Origin of the sequence: Fodinibius roseus (assembly GCF_900129315.1) — a bacterium.
Classification (GTDB): Bacteria; Bacteroidota; Rhodothermia; order Balneolales; family Balneolaceae; genus Fodinibius; species Fodinibius roseus.
In genome coordinates this window covers 251,187-270,949 of record NZ_FQUS01000004.1, presented here as the reverse complement: position 1 = coordinate 270,949, position 19,763 = coordinate 251,187, and the positions used below count along the sequence as shown (strand labels likewise).

Below are 19,763 nucleotides of genomic sequence, written 5' to 3'. Positions count from 1 at the left end.
CCCGTTCCCATCCCGAACACGGCCGTGACCCTGCTCAGCGCCGATGGTACTGCCCTCAGGGCGGAAGCGTAGGTCCCCTCCTGCTCCCTTTTTTTAGATCAAAGCCCTTTATGCTTTATAGCATGAAGGGCTTTGCTATTTTATTCTGTAGAGCTTTTCCTTTTTTCTTTCCAAATCAAATTTGCAAGAATTAGATGATTGCATCTCTTCCAAAAAGATTAACCGGTCTTTATCATTTCATATCCGAATAATTGATCAAAAAGTGTGTCCGGAGCGATAGTCTCCCAAAAAGGTGTCTGTTTCCTTATTAAACAGCACATTCAGTTTCATCTTAAATCGAATGTGGGCGAAACCGCCCTGGTATATCCGTATATTCCCAAAGGTTTCAGGCGTCAGGCCCGGAAAGCCCTTGAAGAGCTGGAGCTAACCCGGGATTCACGGGACACTGTAGCATAAGAACTTTTTCCTGCCCGGGCTTAGCGGCGTTTAAACCAGCCATATAATCCAAAATACAAGAAAATAAGTGCCTATGTCCGCTGAAGAAGCATATTCACTGGGAAAATGGCCTATATCTTAGTATCCAATACCTTTGCCTTCTCTTGGTACCAATTATGGAAGCTGTCATTGGCTATTCGCTCTTTGACTTTTTCCATTAGCCAGAGATAAAAGGTAAGATTATGCAGGGAAGCCAGCTCAAGTCCCAATAGCTCGCTATTGCGAAACAGGTGGTGAATGTATGACATTTTGTATTGTGAGCACAGATCCGTGGGAAAATCGGGATCCAACGGCCGGTTATGATTCTTCCACTTGGCGTTTCGAATATTAATGTAGCCATTCCGGGTGAAAATTTGTCCGTTTCGTGCATTGCGGGTGGGCAGCACGCAATCAAACATGTCGATGCCGCGGGCGATACAATGTAAAAGATTCGCCGGTTTGCCGACGCCCATAAGATAACGCGGCTTGTTTTCCGGCAGATAATCGGTATTCAGATCGGTCATCTCATACATCAGCTCTGTGGGTTCTCCTACGCTGAGCCCGCCAATAGCAATCCCCTCAAAATCCAGATCGGTTACATACTTCGAGGACTCTTTCCTTAAATCGGGATAGGTGCCGCCCTGAACTATACCAAACTGAAATTGTCCGTGCTCGTATTTTGAACTCGTATTCAGAAACGCCTGTCGTCCCCGTTTTTCCCAGCGGTGTGTAAGTTCCATCGATTCTTTGGCATAGTCGCGACTGCTGGGATAAGGGGGACATTCATCCAGAACCATAATAATATCGGATCCGAGGGTTCGTTGGATATCAACTACATTTTCGGGGGTAAAAAGATGTTTCGATCCATCCAAATGGCTTTTGAAATGGGCGCCCTCTTCTTTAAGTTCCCGGTTGTCAGAAAGGGAAAAAATTTGGTAGCCACCGGAATCGGTAAGGATAGGATGGTCCCAGTTGATAAATGAATGGAGACCACCGGCATTTTCTATAATATCGCAGCCTGGTCGTAAATACAGGTGATAAGTATTTCCAAGGATAATTTGTGCCTTCACTTTATCGATAAGCTCATCCTGTTTGACGGCTTTGACGGTACCGAGGGTGCCTACAGGCATGAAAATAGGGGTAGATATGGTGCCGTGATCGGTAGAAAGGGTGCCCATGCGGGCTTTTGTTGACAATGCGGTCTTGTGTAAGTCAAACAAGGTATCAATAATTATATGGTTTTCTTATTAGTTGATCACAATGGCTTAAGGTAATGAATTTCCCGCTGTAACATTAATGCGCTTTTTTTGTTATTCTTAAGATAATTTTGAGCTAAATTTACGTAATTCGTTCGCTAATATCGCTTTATGGCTCATTCTACATTAGTTATAGTTCCCACATATAACGAATCTCATAACATCGGGAGGCTTATCGAAAAGGTGATGAGTCTGGGTGAAATGCATTTGTTAATTATTGACGACGGCTCGCCGGACGGGACCGCTGATATTGTCAAAAAGAAGCAGGAACAATATGCCGATGCGCTCTTTTTAATTGAGCGTTCGGGTAAACTGGGGTTGGGTACGGCCTACGTTCGGGGGTTTAGGTATGCACTGGAGAATGGCTATACCTATATTTGTGAGATGGATGCTGATTTTTCTCATAATCCGGAAGATTTGCCACGACTGATTAAAGAGGTGGAAAAGGGGCATACGGATGTAGCTATTGGTTCACGTTATGCGGATGGGATAAGCATTGTCAACTGGCCGCTGAGTCGTCTTATACTATCATATAGCGCAAATCTCTATGCGAGATTTATTACGGGTCTGCCCATATTCGACACTACAGCGGGATTTAAATGCATCCACCGGAAAGTGCTGGAGACGATTTCTGTTGAGAACATACGGTCCAACGGCTATGCCTTTCAGATTGAGCTGCATTTCAGGGCATGGAGAGCCGGCTTTACACTCAGTGAGGTAGCGATCATCTTTCGCGAAAGACAAGAAGGCATATCCAAGATGTCAAAGTCCATTGTATGGGAGGCTATCTGGAGGGTATGGACGCTCAAAATTCAAAGTATTATGGGGATGCTGTGATTTTGAGGCAGACTGCAGGGGTCGAGAGTCCTGCCCGACAGAGCAAGAACGGAGTATTATTATCTTCCCGGGGAGGGCCTGCGAAACTTATTTATACTGTACGGCGGACGTCTTTATCTTGCGAAGATAAGCTCAATAACCGAAAACAAACAATATTTAAACTTAATCCTTGATCCGGCGTTTAAAAATCAGCACTCTCCGATAACCGATAACAAAATAAAGTCCTTAAACTCTTCCCAGTAGTTTGTATATTTGGTTCTCAATGCCTGAAACCAGTTTCAGATTATTATTATGCAGTATTTAGATTTTGAACAACCGATTGCTGATTTGGAGAAAAAAATTAATGAACTCCGCAATCTCTCGATAACGGATGAAGATGTGTTGACGCCCGAAATAAAGCGTCTTGAAGAGCGGGTGGATGAACTGAGAAAATCAATTTTCCAAAACCTTACCCGCTGGCAGCGCGTGCAGCTGGCCCGTCATCCTGACCGACCGTACACTTTGGATTATATTAAAAAAATCACAGAGAATTTTGTGGAAATCCATGGTGACCGTTATCAAAGCGATGACAAGGCTATTGTGGGCGGGTTTGCTACGATCGACGGAAGATCGGTCGTCATTATGGGCCATCAAAAGGGAAGAGATACGGAAAGCCGTCAATACCGGCGATTCGGAATGGCGAACCCGGAAGGCTATCGAAAAGCCTACCGGCTGATGAAACTGGCAGAGAAATTTGATATCCCGGTGATTACATTGCTTGATACGCCGGGCGCTTATCCAGGGTTAGAGGCGGAGGAGCGGGGACAAGCTGAAGCCATTGCAAAAAACCTTAAAATGATGGCAACGCTTAACGTACCGATCATCACGGTGGTTATCGGAGAGGGGGCCAGCGGCGGTGCTATCGGCATCGGGATGGGTAATGAGGTCTATATGATGGAGAATACCTGGTATTCAGTCATATCGCCGGAATCCTGTTCCTCGATCTTATGGAAAACGTGGGATTACAAAGAACAGGCGGCATCGGTGCTCAAACTGACTGCTGAAGATCTGAAGGATCTTGACATTATTGAAGGTATTATCGAAGAACCCCTGGGCGGGGCGCATCGCGACCCGGAGGCTTCGGCGACAGTCGTGAAACAGCAGCTTCTGGAGTCGCTGGATCGGCTGGGGGATATGAACAGCAGCGAACTTGTAGAGGCTCGTATTGAAAAGTATTCCCGGATGGGACAGTGGAAAACAGCCTCCAAAGTAGAATCGGGGTAACGGATCGTGTTTCCTGAAAAAGAACCTGTTTATACGTACCCCCATCAACTGCGAAGTCGTTATGGAGAGACAGATAAGATGGGTTACGTTTATTATGGCCGGTACCTGGAATATTTTGAAGAGTCGCGTACCGAAATGATCCGATCACTGGGATTTTCTTATGCGCGACTTGAGGATAACGGCGTGATGCTGCCGGTGGTGCATACCGAAGTTGATTACAAAGCCCCGGTCTTTTATGATGAACTGATGAAAATTGAAGTGCTTCTCTACGATATCCCATCGGTAAAGCTGGAAACGTACTACCGTGTTTTTACGGACCGGCGGGAGGCCCCGCATATCCTGGGGAAGGTGGTACTCTGCTTTATGAAAGAGGAAACCCGCAAGCCGTGTCGGGCTCCGGCTGATTTTATAGACAACTTGTCTTCTGCTGTTGAATCCTGATTTGCTATGCAGACTCGTCATCTTACCTTATATCTGCTGGTACTGGTCTTGGTTGTGGGGATGGTGATTATGGCCCTGGGCGGGGGACTTTTTGGCCAGCAACAGTTTTGGCTGCTGCAATGGCAGCACCAGGCGCTTGCCAACCTGTGCCACCAGATAGCCGACCGATCGTTTTGGATAGGGGGTCAGCCTATGGCGGTGTGCAGCCGGTGCCTTGGAATATACGGTGGATTGGCTTTCGGATGGCTGCTCCTTCCTTTTGCAGGATTTTGGAAGATAAACTCCCATCGCTCCCGGTTGTTGAAAAAGCTTCTTATTGCAATGGCAGTGATGAATTTGATAGATATAGTTGGAAATTACGGCTCTTTTTGGGAAAATACGCTGACTTCGCGACTGATACTGGGCGGCCTGTTGGGAATAGCCGCTGCAGTACTCTTCTCGGGAGTATTTTTTAACAGGAAAAAAGAATCAACGGGGAAATATTATGGAAAACTCACAACAAGGGGAATCTGACAATTCACAGCGGGATGCAAGTTATCAACCAGCTCCATCATACTGGATGGCGGTGACGACTGCGGGACTGATATTCGGGATCATAGTTTTTGTTCTGTCCTTAATCACCAGTTACGCGACCATCAACTCAGAACCTACGGGTTCCTTCTTTTCACCCTCTCAATTTATCGGCGTTTTCGCCTGCCTGGCCGGGGCTTTTGGCGGTATGCTGGCAACCTGGCATTACGCGCGCGAATATGATAATATCCCCATCAAGTTGGGAAAGGGGGCGCTTATCGGATTTTTAACAGGGGTCTGTATCACTATTGTGAGCGTGGCGCTGAGCCAGGTGTGGCAGTTTGTGGATCCGGATATGACCCAGAAAATAATCGACAGCACAATCGCCAATATGGAGGCTATGGATATGCCGGACGCCCAAAAGCAACAAATGATTGATGTCACGGTTGAAGGAATTCGCAGCAACAACAGTATGGGCATGCAGCTGCTGTGGGGGGTGCCGATTAACGGAATCCTAAATCTTATTACCGGTATGATCGGAGCGAAAATATTTGGCCAGCAGGAAGGATAATATTTATAATATTTTTTTGATGAACGAGGAAGCAGAAAACAAGCAGCAGTTTACAGCATCTGACCCTGGCAGACTTTATACTTCCTGGGCTGAACGTAACGGTTTTTCCCACTGGGCGTTGGCGTTGATGTGGATCATAGCGGCTTTTATGCTTTTCCAGGTTACGGCTTCGGTCATTGCGCTTGCCCTGATCGGGATGGAAGGGGGACTAAGCTCAGACCCGTCGGAGGCAATGAAGATGATGACAGATAACCTGGACCTGGTCTTTATTGGTAATTCAACGGGGCAAATTCTCTTCCTTGGGCTGGCGACCTGGTTTTATGCCCGCCTCCATACTTCGCGGTCTGCCCACAAGGCCTTTATGCGGTTTAACTTCCGGGGCGATACCCTGCGTTACATGTTGCTGGCGGCGGTACTGGTGGTTGTGGGTCAGCCAGTCATCTGGTTTCTCTCGTGGCTCAATACCCTCATTCCCCTTCCGGATGCTTTTGCCAATATCCAAACTTCGCAGATGGAAATGATTGAAAATTTCCTGCAAAGCGATCATATGATGTGGCTTACGCTTTTTCACGTGGCTGTCGTCCCGGCGATATGCGAGGAGGTGTTATATCGCAGCTACGTTCTGCGGGCCTTTGAAAAAAGCTGGGGTATCTGGCCGGCTATTATTATTTCGGGGCTCCTCTTCGGACTTTATCATATGCAGTTGAGCAACCTTTTTCCACTGGCCGCTATCGGGATACTCCTTGCCTATATCACCTGGGTTTCTAAAAGTGTATTACCCGCTATGGCCGGACATTTTGCGAATAACGGGGGCAGCGTGCTGTACGGAACCTATTACCCGGAATCGGCTTTTGCCGAGATGACCCCGGAATCGATGCCTCCCATCTGGGCCGTAAGTATCAGTCTGGTAATTACGTCATATATTGTATATTGGATGTATAATCAGTATAAAAAAAACAGGCACAAGGAGGCACATTATGTTTGATGGACCGAAGCCGAATGAAATAGAAGATTGGGTGTGTGTATTCGAACGGGGGACAGAATACGAGGTGGAATCTGCCAAAAATTACTTGTCAAGCATGGAGATTCCATCACAGATCCTCTCCAAACGGGATTCCGCTTTTAGCCTGAATGTGGGTGAGACCGCCCTGGTATACCTGTACGTTCCCAAAGATTTTGAACAGCAGGCCCGGGAAGCCCTTGAGGAGTTGGAGCTGCCTGAGGATTCGAACCGGGAAGAGGAGTAGTTTTTGTGAGTGAGCTGACCAAACGTATCCTCTTTGCCGTTCCTGCTGCTGCCTTTTTCCTGTACCTTACGTATGTGGGCGGGGTGTTTTTTGCGACCCTGATTGTGCTCATCGGCCTGCTCATACAGCGGGAGGTTTCCGTAATCAGCGGGAAGGCCGGCTTTCCCGCCGATCCGATGTTCCCCTACATTATTGGACTGTGGGTTTTATTATCCCCTTTCTTATCCCACAACCTGGTGGTCGGACTGACTGTCTTTTTGCTGTTTATCGGGACCCAGATTATTAAACCCGGGGACCGGGGGCTCAAATCACTTGTGTCCACCGCGTTTTGTGGCCTTTACGCTTCCCTCGGACTACTGGCACTGCTTTTGATCAGGCAGCTGGGGAATACAGAGACCGGTTTTATATTGACGCTTAGCCTGCTGCTGATGGTCTGGGGGAACGATATCTTCGCCTATTTCGGAGGCAAAAATTTCGGCAAAAATCATTTGGCCCCGAAAATAAGTCCCAATAAAACATGGGAGGGCTTTTTCTTCGGCATTGCAGGAGCCCTGGCGGGACTCGCTATTGCCTTTTACCTGGTACCGTTCGCCTATCCGTCACCCCTGCCTCTGATGCTGCCCGCCGTCTTGCTGATCAGCGTATTTGGTCCTGTTGGTGACCTGACCGCCAGCCGGCTGAAAAGAGCGGCCGGTGTAAAAGATGCTTCAAGGCTTATACCGGGACACGGGGGCTTTTTTGATCGTTTTGATGCGCTTATCCTGGCTGCCCCCGCTTTTTACGTCTATTTGAAATCTTTGGAGATCATGGGATATGTTTCGTTTTAACATTCGTTGTGAAATAAAAGAACTAACGCTCAAACAGCCCTTTACCATTGCCCGCGGCACCAAGAGGACGGTCCCGAATGTTTTTGTCTCTCTTTCCGCCGACGGCTGTGTAGGCCTGGGTGAGGCGGCCCCGAATGCCCGGTACGACGAAGACGCCTCAAACGTAACTGCTTTTATCGAAAGCTTGCCCGGCGCTTTTTTTGAGGAGGTATCGACCGGAGAAGCACTGGCGGCAAAGCTTGATGCCCGGCAGCCGCAGGTAAAGGCCGCCATGGCTGCCGTGGAGATGGCCTGGCTCGACTGGTGGGGCAAGAAGCAGGCAAAACCGCTCTGGAGGATGTGGAATGCCCCCTCAAACGCTACCCCGCCGACCTCCTATACGATCGGACTTGATACCCTTGAGGTGATGCAGGATAAGATCCGGGCTGCTTCGACCTATCCGATCCTGAAAGTAAAGCTGGGCACGGAACGGGATCGTGCTATCATCGAAGCTATACGGAAAATTACGGATAAACCTATTCGCGTGGATGCCAACGAAGGATGGAAAACTATTGGTGAGGCGAAAGAACAGATCTCCTTTTTAGCCCGTCAGAACATTGAAATGGTAGAGCAGCCGATGCCTTCTTCCATGATGGATAAGATGAAGAGATTGAAACAGTGGTCGCCGCTGCCCCTGATGGCCGATGAGAGTTTTAAAGGAGGAGAAGACCTCGACGAGATAGCCGAAGCCTTTCACGGTATTAACATCAAACTTATGAAGATCGGGAGTCTGGTGAAAGCGCGTGCGGTTATTGAGGAGGCCCGAGAACGCAATCTCAGCGTTATGACAGGCTGCATGATCGAGAGCTCGCTGGCCAACACCGCGGGCGCTTTACTGGGACTCTGGTCGGACTACGTGGATTTGGATGGTCACCTTTTGATTAAGGATGATCCATATAAGGGAATGAACCTGGATCACGAAATGAGAGCCGTTCTGAGTGAAAAACCCGGACTGGGAGTCTCCGTAAGCAGTTAGCAAGAGGGAAAAGAAAATGGGCAAGGGTCAGAATTTTCTTTTCCAATCGTATAAATAGCTGAAACATCGGGATTATGCGTCCGTATAAAGGGACTGTCAGTTTTGAGGAAAATTTCTGAAATGCAGGTTGAGCAGGAATGATTGGAGATGGATTCCCATTTTTGTTCCTGTTACCGAGAGAAGACGAACTACCCATCACAGGGAGGCATTGACCGAATAAGGCCGGTAAAGCGTATGCCGGCAGGTACTGCAAGGGAATGAGTTTTGCCGGAAAAAGGTTGTTTTCCTGCGATAGGCCATACGTCACTATTTGTTTTCCCGTCTGATACAACCGACCCCGAATTATCAGGGTATACGAAGGGGAAGCGAGGATAAGGGAAAGTTTTTTCTTTAACCGAATGACATAATATTATCAGGAACGCATGTTAGCTACTATGATATCAAAAGAGAAATCCTCTGACATATCCGTTGCGTCAGGTGTACTATTCCTGCTAATGCTTCTAAGCTACACGGCGTCAGGGAGAGGGTGGACAGCTCACGCGGCCACCGAAACAAGTGCCGATAAGTCCCCCGGAGCAGAAGAGACAGCTGGCATAAATGCTTCGGTAAACGGCTTTATTACCGACCGGGAAAGCGGAGAGACACTGCTGGCGGCTAATGTGGCGCTGTTAGAAATTAACAGGGGGACCTCTACCAATAATTCGGGCTACTATACGATTACCAATATTCCACCGGGCACCTATACTCTCGTTGCTACTTATATTGGGTACCAGCGGTATGAGCAGGAGATTACGCTCGAAGAGGGAGAAAACCGGCGCATTGATATTGCATTGGAACCCAAGAGTCTTCAGCTGGATGAGCTTGTCGTCCAATCGCAGGCGGAAGAGGAGGAACAGAAAGATATCGGCCGCGCCCAGATATCAACCCAGCTTATTAAAGAGTTGCCCGCTGTTTTGACCCCGGATGTGTTCCGTTCGGTACAGCTGCTCCCGGGGGTTAAAGCGGCTTCTGATTTTTCGAGCGGACTCTATATTCGGGGCGGGAGTCCCGACCAAACCCTCATCCTGCTGGATGAAACCACGGTCTACAATCCCTCGCACTTCTTCGGGTTGTTTTCTACCTTTAATCCCGATGCGGTAAAGGACGTACAGCTCTATAAAGGCGGGTATCCGGCGGAATACGGGGGACGTATCGGCTCGGTGTTGACGATCTATAATAAAGACGGCAACCGGAATGAAACCGAGGGGACGGCCAGTATCGGGATGCTGGCCTCGCGGGCCTCGATAGAGGGACCCTACAAGTACGGGTCGTATATGCTGGCAGTCCGCCGTTCCACGATTGAGCCCGTACTGGGATTTATAGAAGATGCTCCCGAGACTTTTTACTTCTATGACATCAACGGGAAGATTAATTTTGATATCTCTGAGAACGACAGGCTCTCGCTGGCCTTTTATTCAGGGACGGATGTCATTTCCTGGCCTATTTTTGAGGATGCCGTCATTGATTTAAACTATGGCAATCAAACGGTCAGTGCCCAATGGAGGAAGATCATCTCGGATAAACTTTTTAGCACGGTTACGGCCACCGGATCGAGGTATTTTAATGAACCGCAATTCCAGTTTGGCGGGACCTCCTTCGAGAGTGAAAACAATGTCCGCGATGGTTCGCTGAAGGCCGACCTGGAGTATATCCCGAATGAATATCATACCATATCGGTTGGATTCTGGGGAGGAGCTATGACGCTTCGCCTCCAGGAGCTTTTTGACGGGGAATACGCCTTCGACCGGGAGCTTGATTCGCGGTACGCCTCGGCCTATCTTCAGGAGCAGTGGAAACCATCGGATCGGTGGATGGCAACGGGGGGACTCCGTCTCAACGCCTTCTCAAAAGGAAGCTACCTGAGGCTTGCCCCCCGGCTTTCAATAGAACACCGGCCGACCGAAAATATACGTCTCCAGACTGCATATGGTCGCTATAACCAGTTTCTTACACTGATGACCAACGAGGCCTTTTCGGGTTTTGACACCTGGCTGACGACCGCGGAGAATGTTCCCCCCTCGTATGGGGACCAGTTTTCCCTGGGTATTAAAACCATCCCGTTCTCCGGCTATGGTTTCGATGTTGAGGTCTACTACAGAACCATGAGAGATCTGTTTGAGCTGGACCCTTTTGTGGGTGACAATGCGGGACTGGATTATGCGGAACAATTCCGTTTCGGGAAAGGCTATGCCTACGGCATGGAAGTTTTCCTGGAAAAACAAGTGGGACGTTTAAGTGGTTTTGTCGGGTATACGTTTGGAGTCACGCGCCGAAAATTTCCCGGATTTAATGTTGATCTGCCGGATGAGCCGCGCCGGGGCCGGTTTTACCCGCCAAAATACGACCGCACACACGATATGAACATTGTTGCAAACTACCGGTTGTCGCAACGGTGGAGCGTCTCGGCCGTGTTTAATTATTCCACGGGTCAGGCTTACACCGACCCGCAGGGACGCACACAGTTTTCGAATCTTCCCTGGGGCAGCAGCGACCGCGACGCATTTGTCATTGGCAATATGAATTCATCGCGCTTGCCCCCCTACCACCGGATGGACCTGTCGTTCAGCCGGTCGGGCCGGTTCTTTAACCTGGGGGATGCGGAGTGGCAGTTCCAGCTCATCAATCTTTACAACCGGAGCAACATTTGGTTCTATAATTATGATTTTGATGAAAACCCGGTGGAACGAGAGGATGTATCGATGCTGCCCATACTCCCGGCCATCTCTTATACGGTACAGTTCTAAACGGTATTATGATCTGTCTCATATTGTTACAAGAAGTCCATCGGATTAACTATAAATTTCGTAAGTCATGATGTTGAATGCCCTGATTACCGATCATGTTAACCTCCTTCCCTCTGCAGGTGTCAGAAGAATAGGAGGACTGTTTGTTACCTTGATTTTCTTTCTTTTGCTGAACACCGCTTGTGAAAACTATGCACAGGACAGTTATGAGGAGCTTGTTGTATTGGAGGCGTATGCCACTGCCAACCGTCCCCTTCCGGAAGTACGGCTTAGTAAAACACTGCCCACCGGGCAGGAGTACAGCTTCGAGGAAGCCGCACTGGACGAGGCTAATGTGGAGGTGGTCCTGCTGGAAGAAGACGGCGCTGAGGAAGTGGTATTTGATTATCGTTCCTCTGAGGTGAAAGGAGTCTACGTTGCCGAAGACCCGACGCACCGGGTGCTCCCCCGAAGAACCTACCGGATCACAATCAATTTTGATAATCGACCGGAAATCCTTCGTGCCGAGACAACCATTCCGGATGCGATAGAGATTCTTAATGAGGTGCCAGATACCGTTATCTATCAATCACCCGAACAAATGGAACTGGTTATTTCAGCTTTTGAGCAAACACAAAAGCAGAGTATTTTTGTGTTTAATACAGTGGCTTCAGAGCCGGAAGAGGAGGATCTGACCCCTTTTTATAAAAACCTGGTGGAGGAAGAAGACGACACAGAGGTCGAGGATTTCTACAATACGGAGACCACGCCCGTCAACGAGGGAAATTTTGATGTAAATGACGATGGAACAATTACAGTCCAGTTTCCCTGGATAGGCGTCGCTTTTTTTGGTGATAACAGGGTCGTAGCCAATTCTATCGATGAAAATTTGTCGGATCTGATTTCCTCGCAGGAGGTTCAACTTGGCGGGGGGACGCTCTCACCCGGTGAGATTCCCAACCTGCGTTATTATGTGGAGGGCGGCATCGGCATTTTCGGCAGCTTTGCATCCGATACGGTGCAAACGTTCTTTAAGAGACCGGGGGGGATGTGATGGGGTGCATCTCTGCTGCTGTTTTTCCTTAGCCTTGCTGAAGAACAACTTTCTCGGTCAGAAATCCGGGCCAATCGCCTCAAAGGACCATAACATAGGTTTCAAACTTTGTCACCCGTTACAACTATCGAAGTTCGACAGACAGCTGTGAGCTGTAAGTTCATCAAAATACGAGCCATAATAGTAGCAGGATTACCATAATCCAGGCCATAATTTTGATGCTTGTGGGCTGTTGTGGAAATTCATAACCGCAAATGGGACATACTTCCGCATCACGATCAACCTCCATGGCGCAGCCGGGACATTCTTTCTTTTCCATCGCGCTTTTGAATAAGTTCTGCTCAGCTTTGTTTCGACCGTCATGCTTTTTTTACCGGGTTGTTGAGTTCGCCTATACCGCTGATCCAGGTGCGTACGGTATCTCCCGGTGTCAGGTAGACGGGAGGCTTGCGGCTGAATCCCACCCCCTGGGGCGTCCCCGATGCAATAACATCACCCGCTTCGAGGGTAAAGGAATGTGAGAGGCGGGCGACCAGGTCGGCGACTCCAAAAACCATATCCCCGGTATTGGCCTCTTGCATGGTTTTGCCGTTGACGCTGCACCCTATGTCGAGGTCTTGTGGATCAGAAATTTCATCGGAAGTGACTATAACGGGTCCCAGGGGACAAAAGGTGTCCAGTGATTTGCCGCGTACCCATTGCTCGTCGCTGAACTGCAGGTCGCGCGCTGATACATCATTGATGATGGTATAGCCGAAGACATGGGAGAGGGCCTCTTCCGGGGAAATATTTTTGGCCTTCTTTCCGATCACGATCCCCAGCTCCACTTCATAGTCGACTTGACTTGTAAGGTCGACGGGAATTTCAATAGCATCCGTCCCGGAAATAATGGAACTGGAAAATTTGGCAAAGACCAGCGGAGTGTCGGGGACTTCCATCTTGGATTCAGAGGCGTGGTCCAGGTAATTCAGGCCGATCGCCACAATTTTTGAAGGGTTACTGATGGGAGCGGCAAAATCCTCTGCACGAACCGGTTGTCCCCCCCCAGGCTGCTCGGCCAGGGCTTGTGTCAGCTGTTCATAGTCCTTTTGGTCACTTCTGATCAGTTCCATAAGGGATCCGTCAAAACCGAGATCAGCTAAAGCTATACTGTTTCCCTCAACAATCGCAGCAGGAGTACCGTCGTTTAAAGTCGTTAATTTCACAGGATATGATTTTTAATAAGTTAGTGTTTAATAATGACTGATTACAAAAAAAGGTAATAAGTATTGCCTGACCGGTGCCATGCCCCCTCTCATGATGTCGTAGCGGGCCCGATCGTCATCATAACGAAACCGCTTTGACCATAACATCCGGGATCCATGGGTTTATACATGGGGTTTATACATGTGTTCACGCGTAAGCTTCCGGGCAAAGAGCCCGTCGGACTTAGCAAAATCTACTGCGGGTTCGTTGAATTTAGCCAGGTTCCGAGCTTTTTTTGTTAAGCACGTCAATCAATCACCTCAATTGATCCCAAAATCGTCTGACGCTCTCCGCGGCCTCAAAGCACGGCAATATAAATGGTAAAAAAGAAAATTAATTATAAATAGCAACATACAGGATACCAAATTTTTCTGTTGTGCAGGGAAATTTTCATGCGTTTCCATTCCACGCCTGAAAACAATATCTTAGTCCACTGCAGGAACTCAAGAGTACGAGCTCCTGTTATTACGCTTTTGTAGGGGGCTTTGCAAAATTGCTCTTTTGCCCAATGTCAGCGTTATCGGTCGGTTGAAATTCTCACATATAACTATATGCTGCGAGGGCAACCTGCCTCTGGCCTTGACTTTGAACACAGTTTCTGGTTTTTCAAAGCTCTCTGTTAACTAATAGTATTCAAAATTATATTATTTATTGCTTATGGAATATCGAGCGCTTGGAAATACCGATCTTAACCTTTCAGTTGTCACTTTTGGCGCATGGGCCGCCGGCGGCTGGATGTGGGGAGGAACGGAACAAAATAATTCTGTCGAAGCTATACGGGCCGCTTATGATCACGGGGTCACCTCTATTGATACGGCGCCGGTCTACGGACAGGGATTAAGTGAGAAGATTGTGGGAGAAGCGATTAGTGATATCCCGAGAGATGAAGTCCAGATTTTGACGAAATACGGCCTCCGCTGGGATACCGACAAAGGTCACTTCCGGTTTGCGAGCAAAGACAATCACGGCAACGATATTGACATGCATGAGTACGCTGCCAGGGAAAGTGTCATGAAGGAATGTGAGGATAGCCTGCGACGCCTGGGAACCGATTATATCGACCTGTACCAAATTCACTGGCCCGATCCCACTACCCCGGTTGAAGAAACAATGGAGGCCATGGACCGGCTTAAAGAACAGGGAAAAATCCGTGAAGCAGCTGTCTGCAACTATAATGTGGAGCAACTGAAAGAGGCGGAGCAGTATCACAATATTGTCTCCAATCAAGTACCGTACAGCATGTTGCAGCGAGATATCGAGGAGGACGTGGTGCCGTATTGCATAGAACATGGCAAGGGGATTCTGGCGTACAGTCCCCTGCAGCGCGGACTGCTGACCGGCAAGATGGAGCCCGGACAGGATTTTTCAGAAGGCGATCACCGTGCCGATAATCCCTACTTTTCGGATGAAAATATCAGGCGGACCAACGCTTTTCTGGAGAAAATTTACCCCATTGCAGAGGCCCATGATGCTACCCTGGCGCAGCTGACGATACGGTGGACGATCCAGCAGCCGGGCATAACGATAGCATTGGTTGGCGCCCGCAACGAGGAACAGGCCACGCAAAATGCAAAGGCCGCGGATATTAAGCTCAGTGATGAGGAGATCGCCACGATCAACAGCGAACTCGATGAGCTGGAGCTTGACCTGGGATGATGTCTCATCCCTGACTACTCATAGCAGATGTTATGATGCCGTTTTTTAAGACTTCCGTTTTCTGCTATATTTATAATAACTTGTAGTGCGGGTGGCACCTAATGGGCCTTAAGTGTCCAAAAAGTACTATAAATACTGGTTTGATAAGGACGCTGACAGGAGTGTACTCCCGTTAGCATGCTTTCAGGCCAGATGACCGCACAACGCATTATAATAATACGTTAGTAAAATGTTTCGTTTCAACCTGCTTAGCTAATACTATATACCTGTAATATGTCTTATGGCTGCACCACATGAACATCAATATGTAGAGGATTTTGAAAACCTGCTCGATCCCGGGGGCAATACTATTTTAAACATGTTGCCGGGAGAGGCGCGGGAAGCTGTACGTTCCGGTGATCCGGGGAAGGTCCGCAGGATTGACGGTTCGTTTGCTATTGCCGAAAAGAAGGGGAAGGAGGTATACCTGGCCCGGTCCATCGGTCGCCCCATGCGCTATTTCCTGGCCAAGCAGGCCGCGGGACCCCTGCTGGTGGTTGCAGAACGCATCGACGAGATTTTCAGCTATCTCAAAGAGCAGGACCTGCACGAGCAGTTTCATCCCTCTTATACGCGGATGGTCCCCGCCCATCATTTGACCCGGCTTCAGCTGGTCGGCTGCCCGGATCCGAGTCCCGAGTACCGGCGCTATTTTGATCCGCAGCAGGAGACCCTGGACGGTGATCTGGATGCGATTGGTGCCCGGTATATCGGGGCATTGGCCGAGGAGTGCCGGAAATGGCTGCAAACCGTCCCGGAAAAAGAACCGGTCGGAGTGCTCTTTTCAGGGGGGATAGACAGCGGATCCGTTTTCCTGGTCCTTTATCACCTGATGCTTGAGATGGGACTCTCCCCGCAGCGGCTTAAAGCGTTCAGTCTTTCGGTGGAGGGGGGAACGGATGCCAAGCAGGCAGCGCACTTCCTGGATCAGCTGGATCTCTCCCTGTTCCTGGAAGTCATTGATGTCCCGCCCGGCGAGATCGATTACAAGAAGACCATACGGATTACGGAAGACTATAAATCGCTGGATGTGGAGGCGGCGACGATGACCGAAGCCCTGTGCCGGACTATCCGCGAGCGCTATCCCGAATGGAACTACCTGGCGGACGGGGACGGCGGGGATGAAAATATGAAGGACTACCCGATTGAAGAAAATCCCGAGCTCACCATTCGCAGTGTGCTCGGAAACCAGATGCTTTACCACGAAGGGTGGGGCGTCGACAAGATAAAGCATTCTCTCACGTATTCAGGGGGACTCAGCCGCGGACATGTTCGCACCTATGCCCCGGCCCGCCACTACGGGTTCAGGGCGTTTAGTCCCTATACCCTGCCGAATGTTATTGAAGTTTCGGAAGGTATTCCCTTTATCCGGCTGACCGGCTGGGATCCTGAAGAGCTCTACGGCCTGAAAGGGGAGATCGTGCAGCGTGGTGTAAAGGCGGTAACGGGGCTGGAGATGCCGGTATTTCCGAAGCGGAGATTCCAGCACGGCGCCGCGCCCAGAGAGAAAACAGACGAACTTTTTGCGGATGACGAGATGGAATATCGCCGGTATTTCGCTTCGCTATATGCGTAGTGGCCCGTTGGATACGTATCTTGCAGAAGCCTTTGCAAAACCGTTTTTTTGGCCAATGTCGGCGTTATCGGTCGGTTGAAATCCTCATATATAGGCAATATGCTGCGAGGGCAACCTCCCTGGGATTTGACCTTGAACAAAATTCCTGGTTTTTCAAAAACTTCTTGTATTTCATTCCGATGACTGTTCCATTTCAGAAGCGAGGATAAACGGGACCCAAAAACGTCGCTGGCCGGGTAAGTTGTACCGGCATCTCCTCTATCCTGGCTTAAGTCTTTCTAACGTATAACAAACCCATGTTGGATACTTCCGAAATTATTGATCTTCGCCCCCCCCGCAACAAGGTACGACCCGATCGCCCGTACCACTTTCTGCATGAACAGGAGCGGGGGCCCGATGGAGCGTTGAAAGAGGTGAATACCATTTTCCTGACCAACAGCGAATGTCCCTTTAAATGCGTGATGTGCGATCTCTGGAAAAACACGCTCACAGAACCGGTTCAGCCGGGACATATCCCCGACCAGATTTCGTATGCCCTCCGGCGGCTCCCGCAGGCGAGTGCCGTTAAACTCTATAACAACGGAAACTTTTTTGATCGCAAGGCGGTCCCCCCGGAAGATTACGAAGCTATTGGCGAACTCCTTTCCGGTTATGAGCGGCTTATTATTGAAAATCACCCCAAACTTTGTGGGCCCGGCTGCCTCTCTTTTCAGCAGCTGCTCGGCGGCCGTCTGGAAATTGCGATGGGACTGGAGACGATTCACCCTGAAGTACTTCCAAAACTGAATAAACAAGTTACCACGGAAAATTTTGCGGAAGCCGCTTCGTTTCTCGCCCAAAACGACATCGATGCACGCGCTTTTATCCTCCTGAATCCCCCGTTCCTGACAGATCCCGAAGAACATATAGCCTGGGCGGTAAAAAGTGTGGAATTTGCCCTCCATTGCGGCGTTTCCGCCTGCAGTATCATTCCCACCCGAACAGGCAACGGCGCCATGGAGAAACTTCAGCAAGAGGGACATTATGTGCCGCCGACCATAGCAGCACTCGAACAGGCCTTTGAACAGGCGCTCCGCTTTGACGGGGGACGAATTTTTGTCGACCTGTGGGATTTGAAGCGGTTTTCGGAATGCAATCATTGTTTCGAAGAACGAAAGCAGCGGCTCGAAAAGATGAACCGGGAGCAGCGGATATATCCTCCCGTGTCGTGTATACAGTGTTGCGAATGAAGGAAAAAAGGTATGATATCGCCGTTATCGGGGCAGGTTTTGCCGGTTCACTGACCGCCCTGGGACTGGATCAGCTGGGCTATAATGTGCTTCTCATTGAAAAAGAAGCGCATCCCCGCTTTGCCATCGGGGAGTCGTCCACCCCCATCGCCGATATGATTCTGCGCGACCTCGCGGGCCGCTACGATCTATCGTGGCTGTACAGCTTTTCCCGTTATGGTAGCTGGCAGGACCACCACCCCGAAGTGGCGTGTGGAATTAAGCGCGGATTCAGCTATTACAGCCACCGGCGGGGACGTCCTTTCCGAACGGATGAAGCGCATTCGCGCGAGTTGTTGGTAGCCGCCAGCGTCAGCAACCGGCAGTCCGATACGAACTGGTACCGGCCGGATCTGGATGCTTTTCTCGTTTCCAAGGTACGGGAGACAGGCATTGACTACTTTGATCAGACGACTGTCACCTCGCTGTTGCGAACGGCCGGAAGATGGGAACTGGAAGCCCGTCGGGAAAAGGATTTTCAACTGTTTTCCAGTGACTGGATCATCGATGCTACCGGTTCGGGTGCGCTGCTTCATCAGCTCGGCATCCCTTCGGCGGGTGTTGATCTACGGACCCGCACCTCCGCTATTTTCTCTCATTTCACCGGGTTGAAGCCCTGGCAGTCCTGGCTGCGCGAGCACCATATCTCAACCGGAGATTACCCCTACAATCCCGACTTTTCGGCTCTGCATCACCTGCTGGACGAAGGCTGGCTCTGGATGCTGCGTTTTAACAATGGCACTACGAGTGCGGGACTGGTGTTGGAGCAATACATAAGGGCCCGTTTGCCTGAAAATAAGCAGGCGGCCTGGAAGCACGTCATCGGGCGCTATCCGTCCCTCGCGGATCTGTTTGAAAAAGCATCTGTCGCTGAGCTGCCGGGACAGCTGTTCTCAGCCCGAAGACTGCAGCGAAGAGCACAAAAGGTGTACGGGGAGGGCTGGGTGGCGCTCCCGCATACGGCCGGATTTGTAGACCCCCTTCATAGCACCGGTATTGCGCACTCGCTGTCCGGCGTCGAACGTATTTTGTATGCCTTTGAAGAGGGGGGAGGGAGCGCTTCCTCACAACCCCGATCTGACTTTTTAGCAACATACGAGCGAGCTGTTTTCAGGGAGCTCCGTTTCATTGACCTGCTGGTTGACGGCTGTTACAAAACCCGGAGAAATTTCGATCTGTTTACAACATACAGCATGCTCTATTTCACTGCTGCCATAAATTATGAACAAAAGAGACTCCGGGGATTGTTTGATATCGAAAATGACGCTTTTCTTTTGGCAAATCATCCCCGCATTCCCGCTCTGATACACCAATGCTACCGGGAGGTGCAGGAGATCAGCTCACGTCCGGATAGCGAGATCCCGCAGGAGGTCATTGAAAAATTCCGGGTCCGCGTCAAAAAGGAAATCGCTCCCTTTAATCCGGCCGGACTCCTGGATCCGGATATTCCGAATATATATGAGCATACCGCTGCGGATTTGGGATGCGAAAAGTAGAATATCCTGGATGCCCTCCAGGCACAGGGCTTCACCCCGGGCAGTAATAATCCGCAGGACTTGCATAACGAACGCATATGGTACGACGAGGGTGCACCGGACTGGGGGGAAGGACCCGGCTACTAAGCTGTGGTCCAATTCCCCACCCTCTGGGTCGGGATAACAGAGAACATTTGCGGGGCAAAATCGAATCGATACCTCGATGGCTATGCCTCGAAGTAGTTTA

Annotated in this window: 19 protein-coding genes and 1 rRNA gene; 17 read left to right on the top strand and 3 right to left on the bottom strand. The window is 49.7% G+C overall.

All coding sequences use genetic code 11. The annotated features are described in order from the left end of the window. Positions 1–85, top strand: a 5S ribosomal RNA gene (gene rrf, locus BUB16_RS22355); the annotation flags it as partial. Positions 86–264: 179 nt separating this feature from the next. Continuing rightward, positions 265–456 (top strand): hypothetical protein, encoded by a 192-nt coding sequence (locus BUB16_RS21400; protein ID WP_073060487.1) that lies wholly within the window; start codon positions 265–267, stop codon positions 454–456. 110 nt (positions 457–566) lie between these two features. Here the strand turns inward: BUB16_RS21400 and tgt are convergent, their stop codons facing one another. Next, the gene (gene tgt, locus BUB16_RS05640; RefSeq protein WP_244545646.1) at positions 567–1,694 is read right to left on the bottom strand and encodes a tRNA guanosine(34) transglycosylase Tgt; all 1,128 of its coding nucleotides are present in this window, start codon (positions 1,692–1,694) and stop codon (positions 567–569) included. Positions 1,695–1,841: 147 nt separating this feature from the next. Here tgt and BUB16_RS05635 point away from each other — a divergent pair, with 147 nt between their 5' ends. The 11 genes from BUB16_RS05635 to BUB16_RS05585 all read left to right on the top strand — a co-directional run bounded on the left by BUB16_RS05635 (position 1,842) and on the right by BUB16_RS05585 (position 12,257). Further along, positions 1,842–2,567 carry a polyprenol monophosphomannose synthase gene (locus BUB16_RS05635; protein WP_073060479.1) on the top strand — a complete coding sequence of 242 codons (726 nt, stop codon included), beginning with the start codon at positions 1,842–1,844 and terminating at the stop codon, positions 2,565–2,567. 291 nt (positions 2,568–2,858) lie between these two features. Further along, positions 2,859–3,830 (top strand): acetyl-CoA carboxylase carboxyltransferase subunit alpha, encoded by a 972-nt coding sequence (locus tag BUB16_RS05630; protein ID WP_073060476.1) that lies wholly within the window; start codon positions 2,859–2,861, stop codon positions 3,828–3,830. Between the two features lie 6 nt (positions 3,831–3,836). After that, a complete protein-coding gene (locus BUB16_RS05625) occupies positions 3,837–4,271 on the top strand; it encodes an acyl-CoA thioesterase (RefSeq protein WP_280173642.1) in 435 nt (144 codons plus the stop codon). A 6-nt stretch (positions 4,272–4,277) separates the two neighbouring features. Continuing rightward, on the top strand, positions 4,278–4,784 hold the full coding sequence (locus BUB16_RS05620) for a DUF2085 domain-containing protein (protein WP_073060470.1): 507 nt from the start codon (positions 4,278–4,280) through the stop codon (positions 4,782–4,784). Continuing rightward, the gene (locus BUB16_RS05615; RefSeq protein ID WP_084088056.1) at positions 4,756–5,352 is read left to right on the top strand and encodes a DUF4199 domain-containing protein; all 597 of its coding nucleotides are present in this window, start codon (positions 4,756–4,758) and stop codon (positions 5,350–5,352) included. Before BUB16_RS05620 ends, BUB16_RS05615 begins: the two co-directional genes overlap by 29 nt. A gap of 19 nt (positions 5,353–5,371) precedes the next feature. Further along, positions 5,372–6,337: a CPBP family intramembrane glutamic endopeptidase gene (locus tag BUB16_RS05610; RefSeq protein WP_139240198.1), complete on the top strand. Its 966-nt coding sequence runs from the start codon at positions 5,372–5,374 to the stop codon at positions 6,335–6,337. Continuing rightward, positions 6,330–6,599 carry a putative signal transducing protein gene (locus BUB16_RS05605; protein WP_073060462.1) on the top strand — a complete coding sequence of 90 codons (270 nt, stop codon included), beginning with the start codon at positions 6,330–6,332 and terminating at the stop codon, positions 6,597–6,599. Before BUB16_RS05610 ends, BUB16_RS05605 begins: the two co-directional genes overlap by 8 nt. Before the next feature lie 5 nt (positions 6,600–6,604). Further along, a complete protein-coding gene (locus tag BUB16_RS05600) occupies positions 6,605–7,426 on the top strand; it encodes a phosphatidate cytidylyltransferase (RefSeq protein ID WP_073060459.1) in 822 nt (273 codons plus the stop codon). After that, positions 7,413–8,441, top strand: coding sequence for a dipeptide epimerase (locus tag BUB16_RS05595; protein ID WP_073060456.1), 1,029 nt, complete (start codon positions 7,413–7,415; stop codon positions 8,439–8,441). Before BUB16_RS05600 ends, BUB16_RS05595 begins: the two co-directional genes overlap by 14 nt. 422 nt (positions 8,442–8,863) lie before the next feature. Then, positions 8,864–11,224 carry a TonB-dependent receptor gene (locus BUB16_RS05590; RefSeq protein ID WP_244545645.1) on the top strand — a complete coding sequence of 787 codons (2,361 nt, stop codon included), beginning with the start codon at positions 8,864–8,866 and terminating at the stop codon, positions 11,222–11,224. A gap of 67 nt (positions 11,225–11,291) precedes the next feature. Further along, positions 11,292–12,257 (top strand): DUF4249 family protein, encoded by a 966-nt coding sequence (locus BUB16_RS05585; protein ID WP_084088055.1) that lies wholly within the window; start codon positions 11,292–11,294, stop codon positions 12,255–12,257. Positions 12,258–12,420: 163 nt separating this feature from the next. Here BUB16_RS05585 and BUB16_RS05580 read toward each other — a convergent pair whose 3' ends face one another. Together BUB16_RS05580 and BUB16_RS05575 are read right to left on the bottom strand one after the other, a co-directional pair. Then, the gene (locus BUB16_RS05580) at positions 12,421–12,576 is read right to left on the bottom strand and encodes a zinc ribbon domain-containing protein (protein WP_073060453.1); all 156 of its coding nucleotides are present in this window, start codon (positions 12,574–12,576) and stop codon (positions 12,421–12,423) included. A gap of 40 nt (positions 12,577–12,616) precedes the next feature. Beyond that, the gene (locus tag BUB16_RS05575; protein WP_073060450.1) at positions 12,617–13,462 is read right to left on the bottom strand and encodes a fumarylacetoacetate hydrolase family protein; all 846 of its coding nucleotides are present in this window, start codon (positions 13,460–13,462) and stop codon (positions 12,617–12,619) included. Between the two features lie 697 nt (positions 13,463–14,159). Between BUB16_RS05575 and BUB16_RS05570 the strand changes: the two genes are divergently transcribed. The 4 genes from BUB16_RS05570 to BUB16_RS05555 all read left to right on the top strand — a co-directional run bounded on the left by BUB16_RS05570 (position 14,160) and on the right by BUB16_RS05555 (position 19,537). Next, positions 14,160–15,158, top strand: coding sequence for an aldo/keto reductase (locus BUB16_RS05570; protein ID WP_073060447.1), 999 nt, complete (start codon positions 14,160–14,162; stop codon positions 15,156–15,158). A gap of 280 nt (positions 15,159–15,438) precedes the next feature. Further along, positions 15,439–16,773: an asparagine synthase-related protein gene (locus BUB16_RS05565; protein ID WP_073060445.1), complete on the top strand. Its 1,335-nt coding sequence runs from the start codon at positions 15,439–15,441 to the stop codon at positions 16,771–16,773. A 296-nt stretch (positions 16,774–17,069) separates the two neighbouring features. After that, positions 17,070–18,002, top strand: coding sequence for an archaeosine biosynthesis radical SAM protein RaSEA (locus BUB16_RS05560; RefSeq protein ID WP_073060441.1), 933 nt, complete (start codon positions 17,070–17,072; stop codon positions 18,000–18,002). Then, on the top strand, positions 17,999–19,537 hold the full coding sequence (locus tag BUB16_RS05555) for an NAD(P)/FAD-dependent oxidoreductase (RefSeq protein WP_073060438.1): 1,539 nt from the start codon (positions 17,999–18,001) through the stop codon (positions 19,535–19,537). The genes BUB16_RS05560 and BUB16_RS05555 overlap by 4 nt, the downstream gene beginning before the upstream one ends. Positions 19,538–19,763 lie beyond the last annotated feature (226 nt).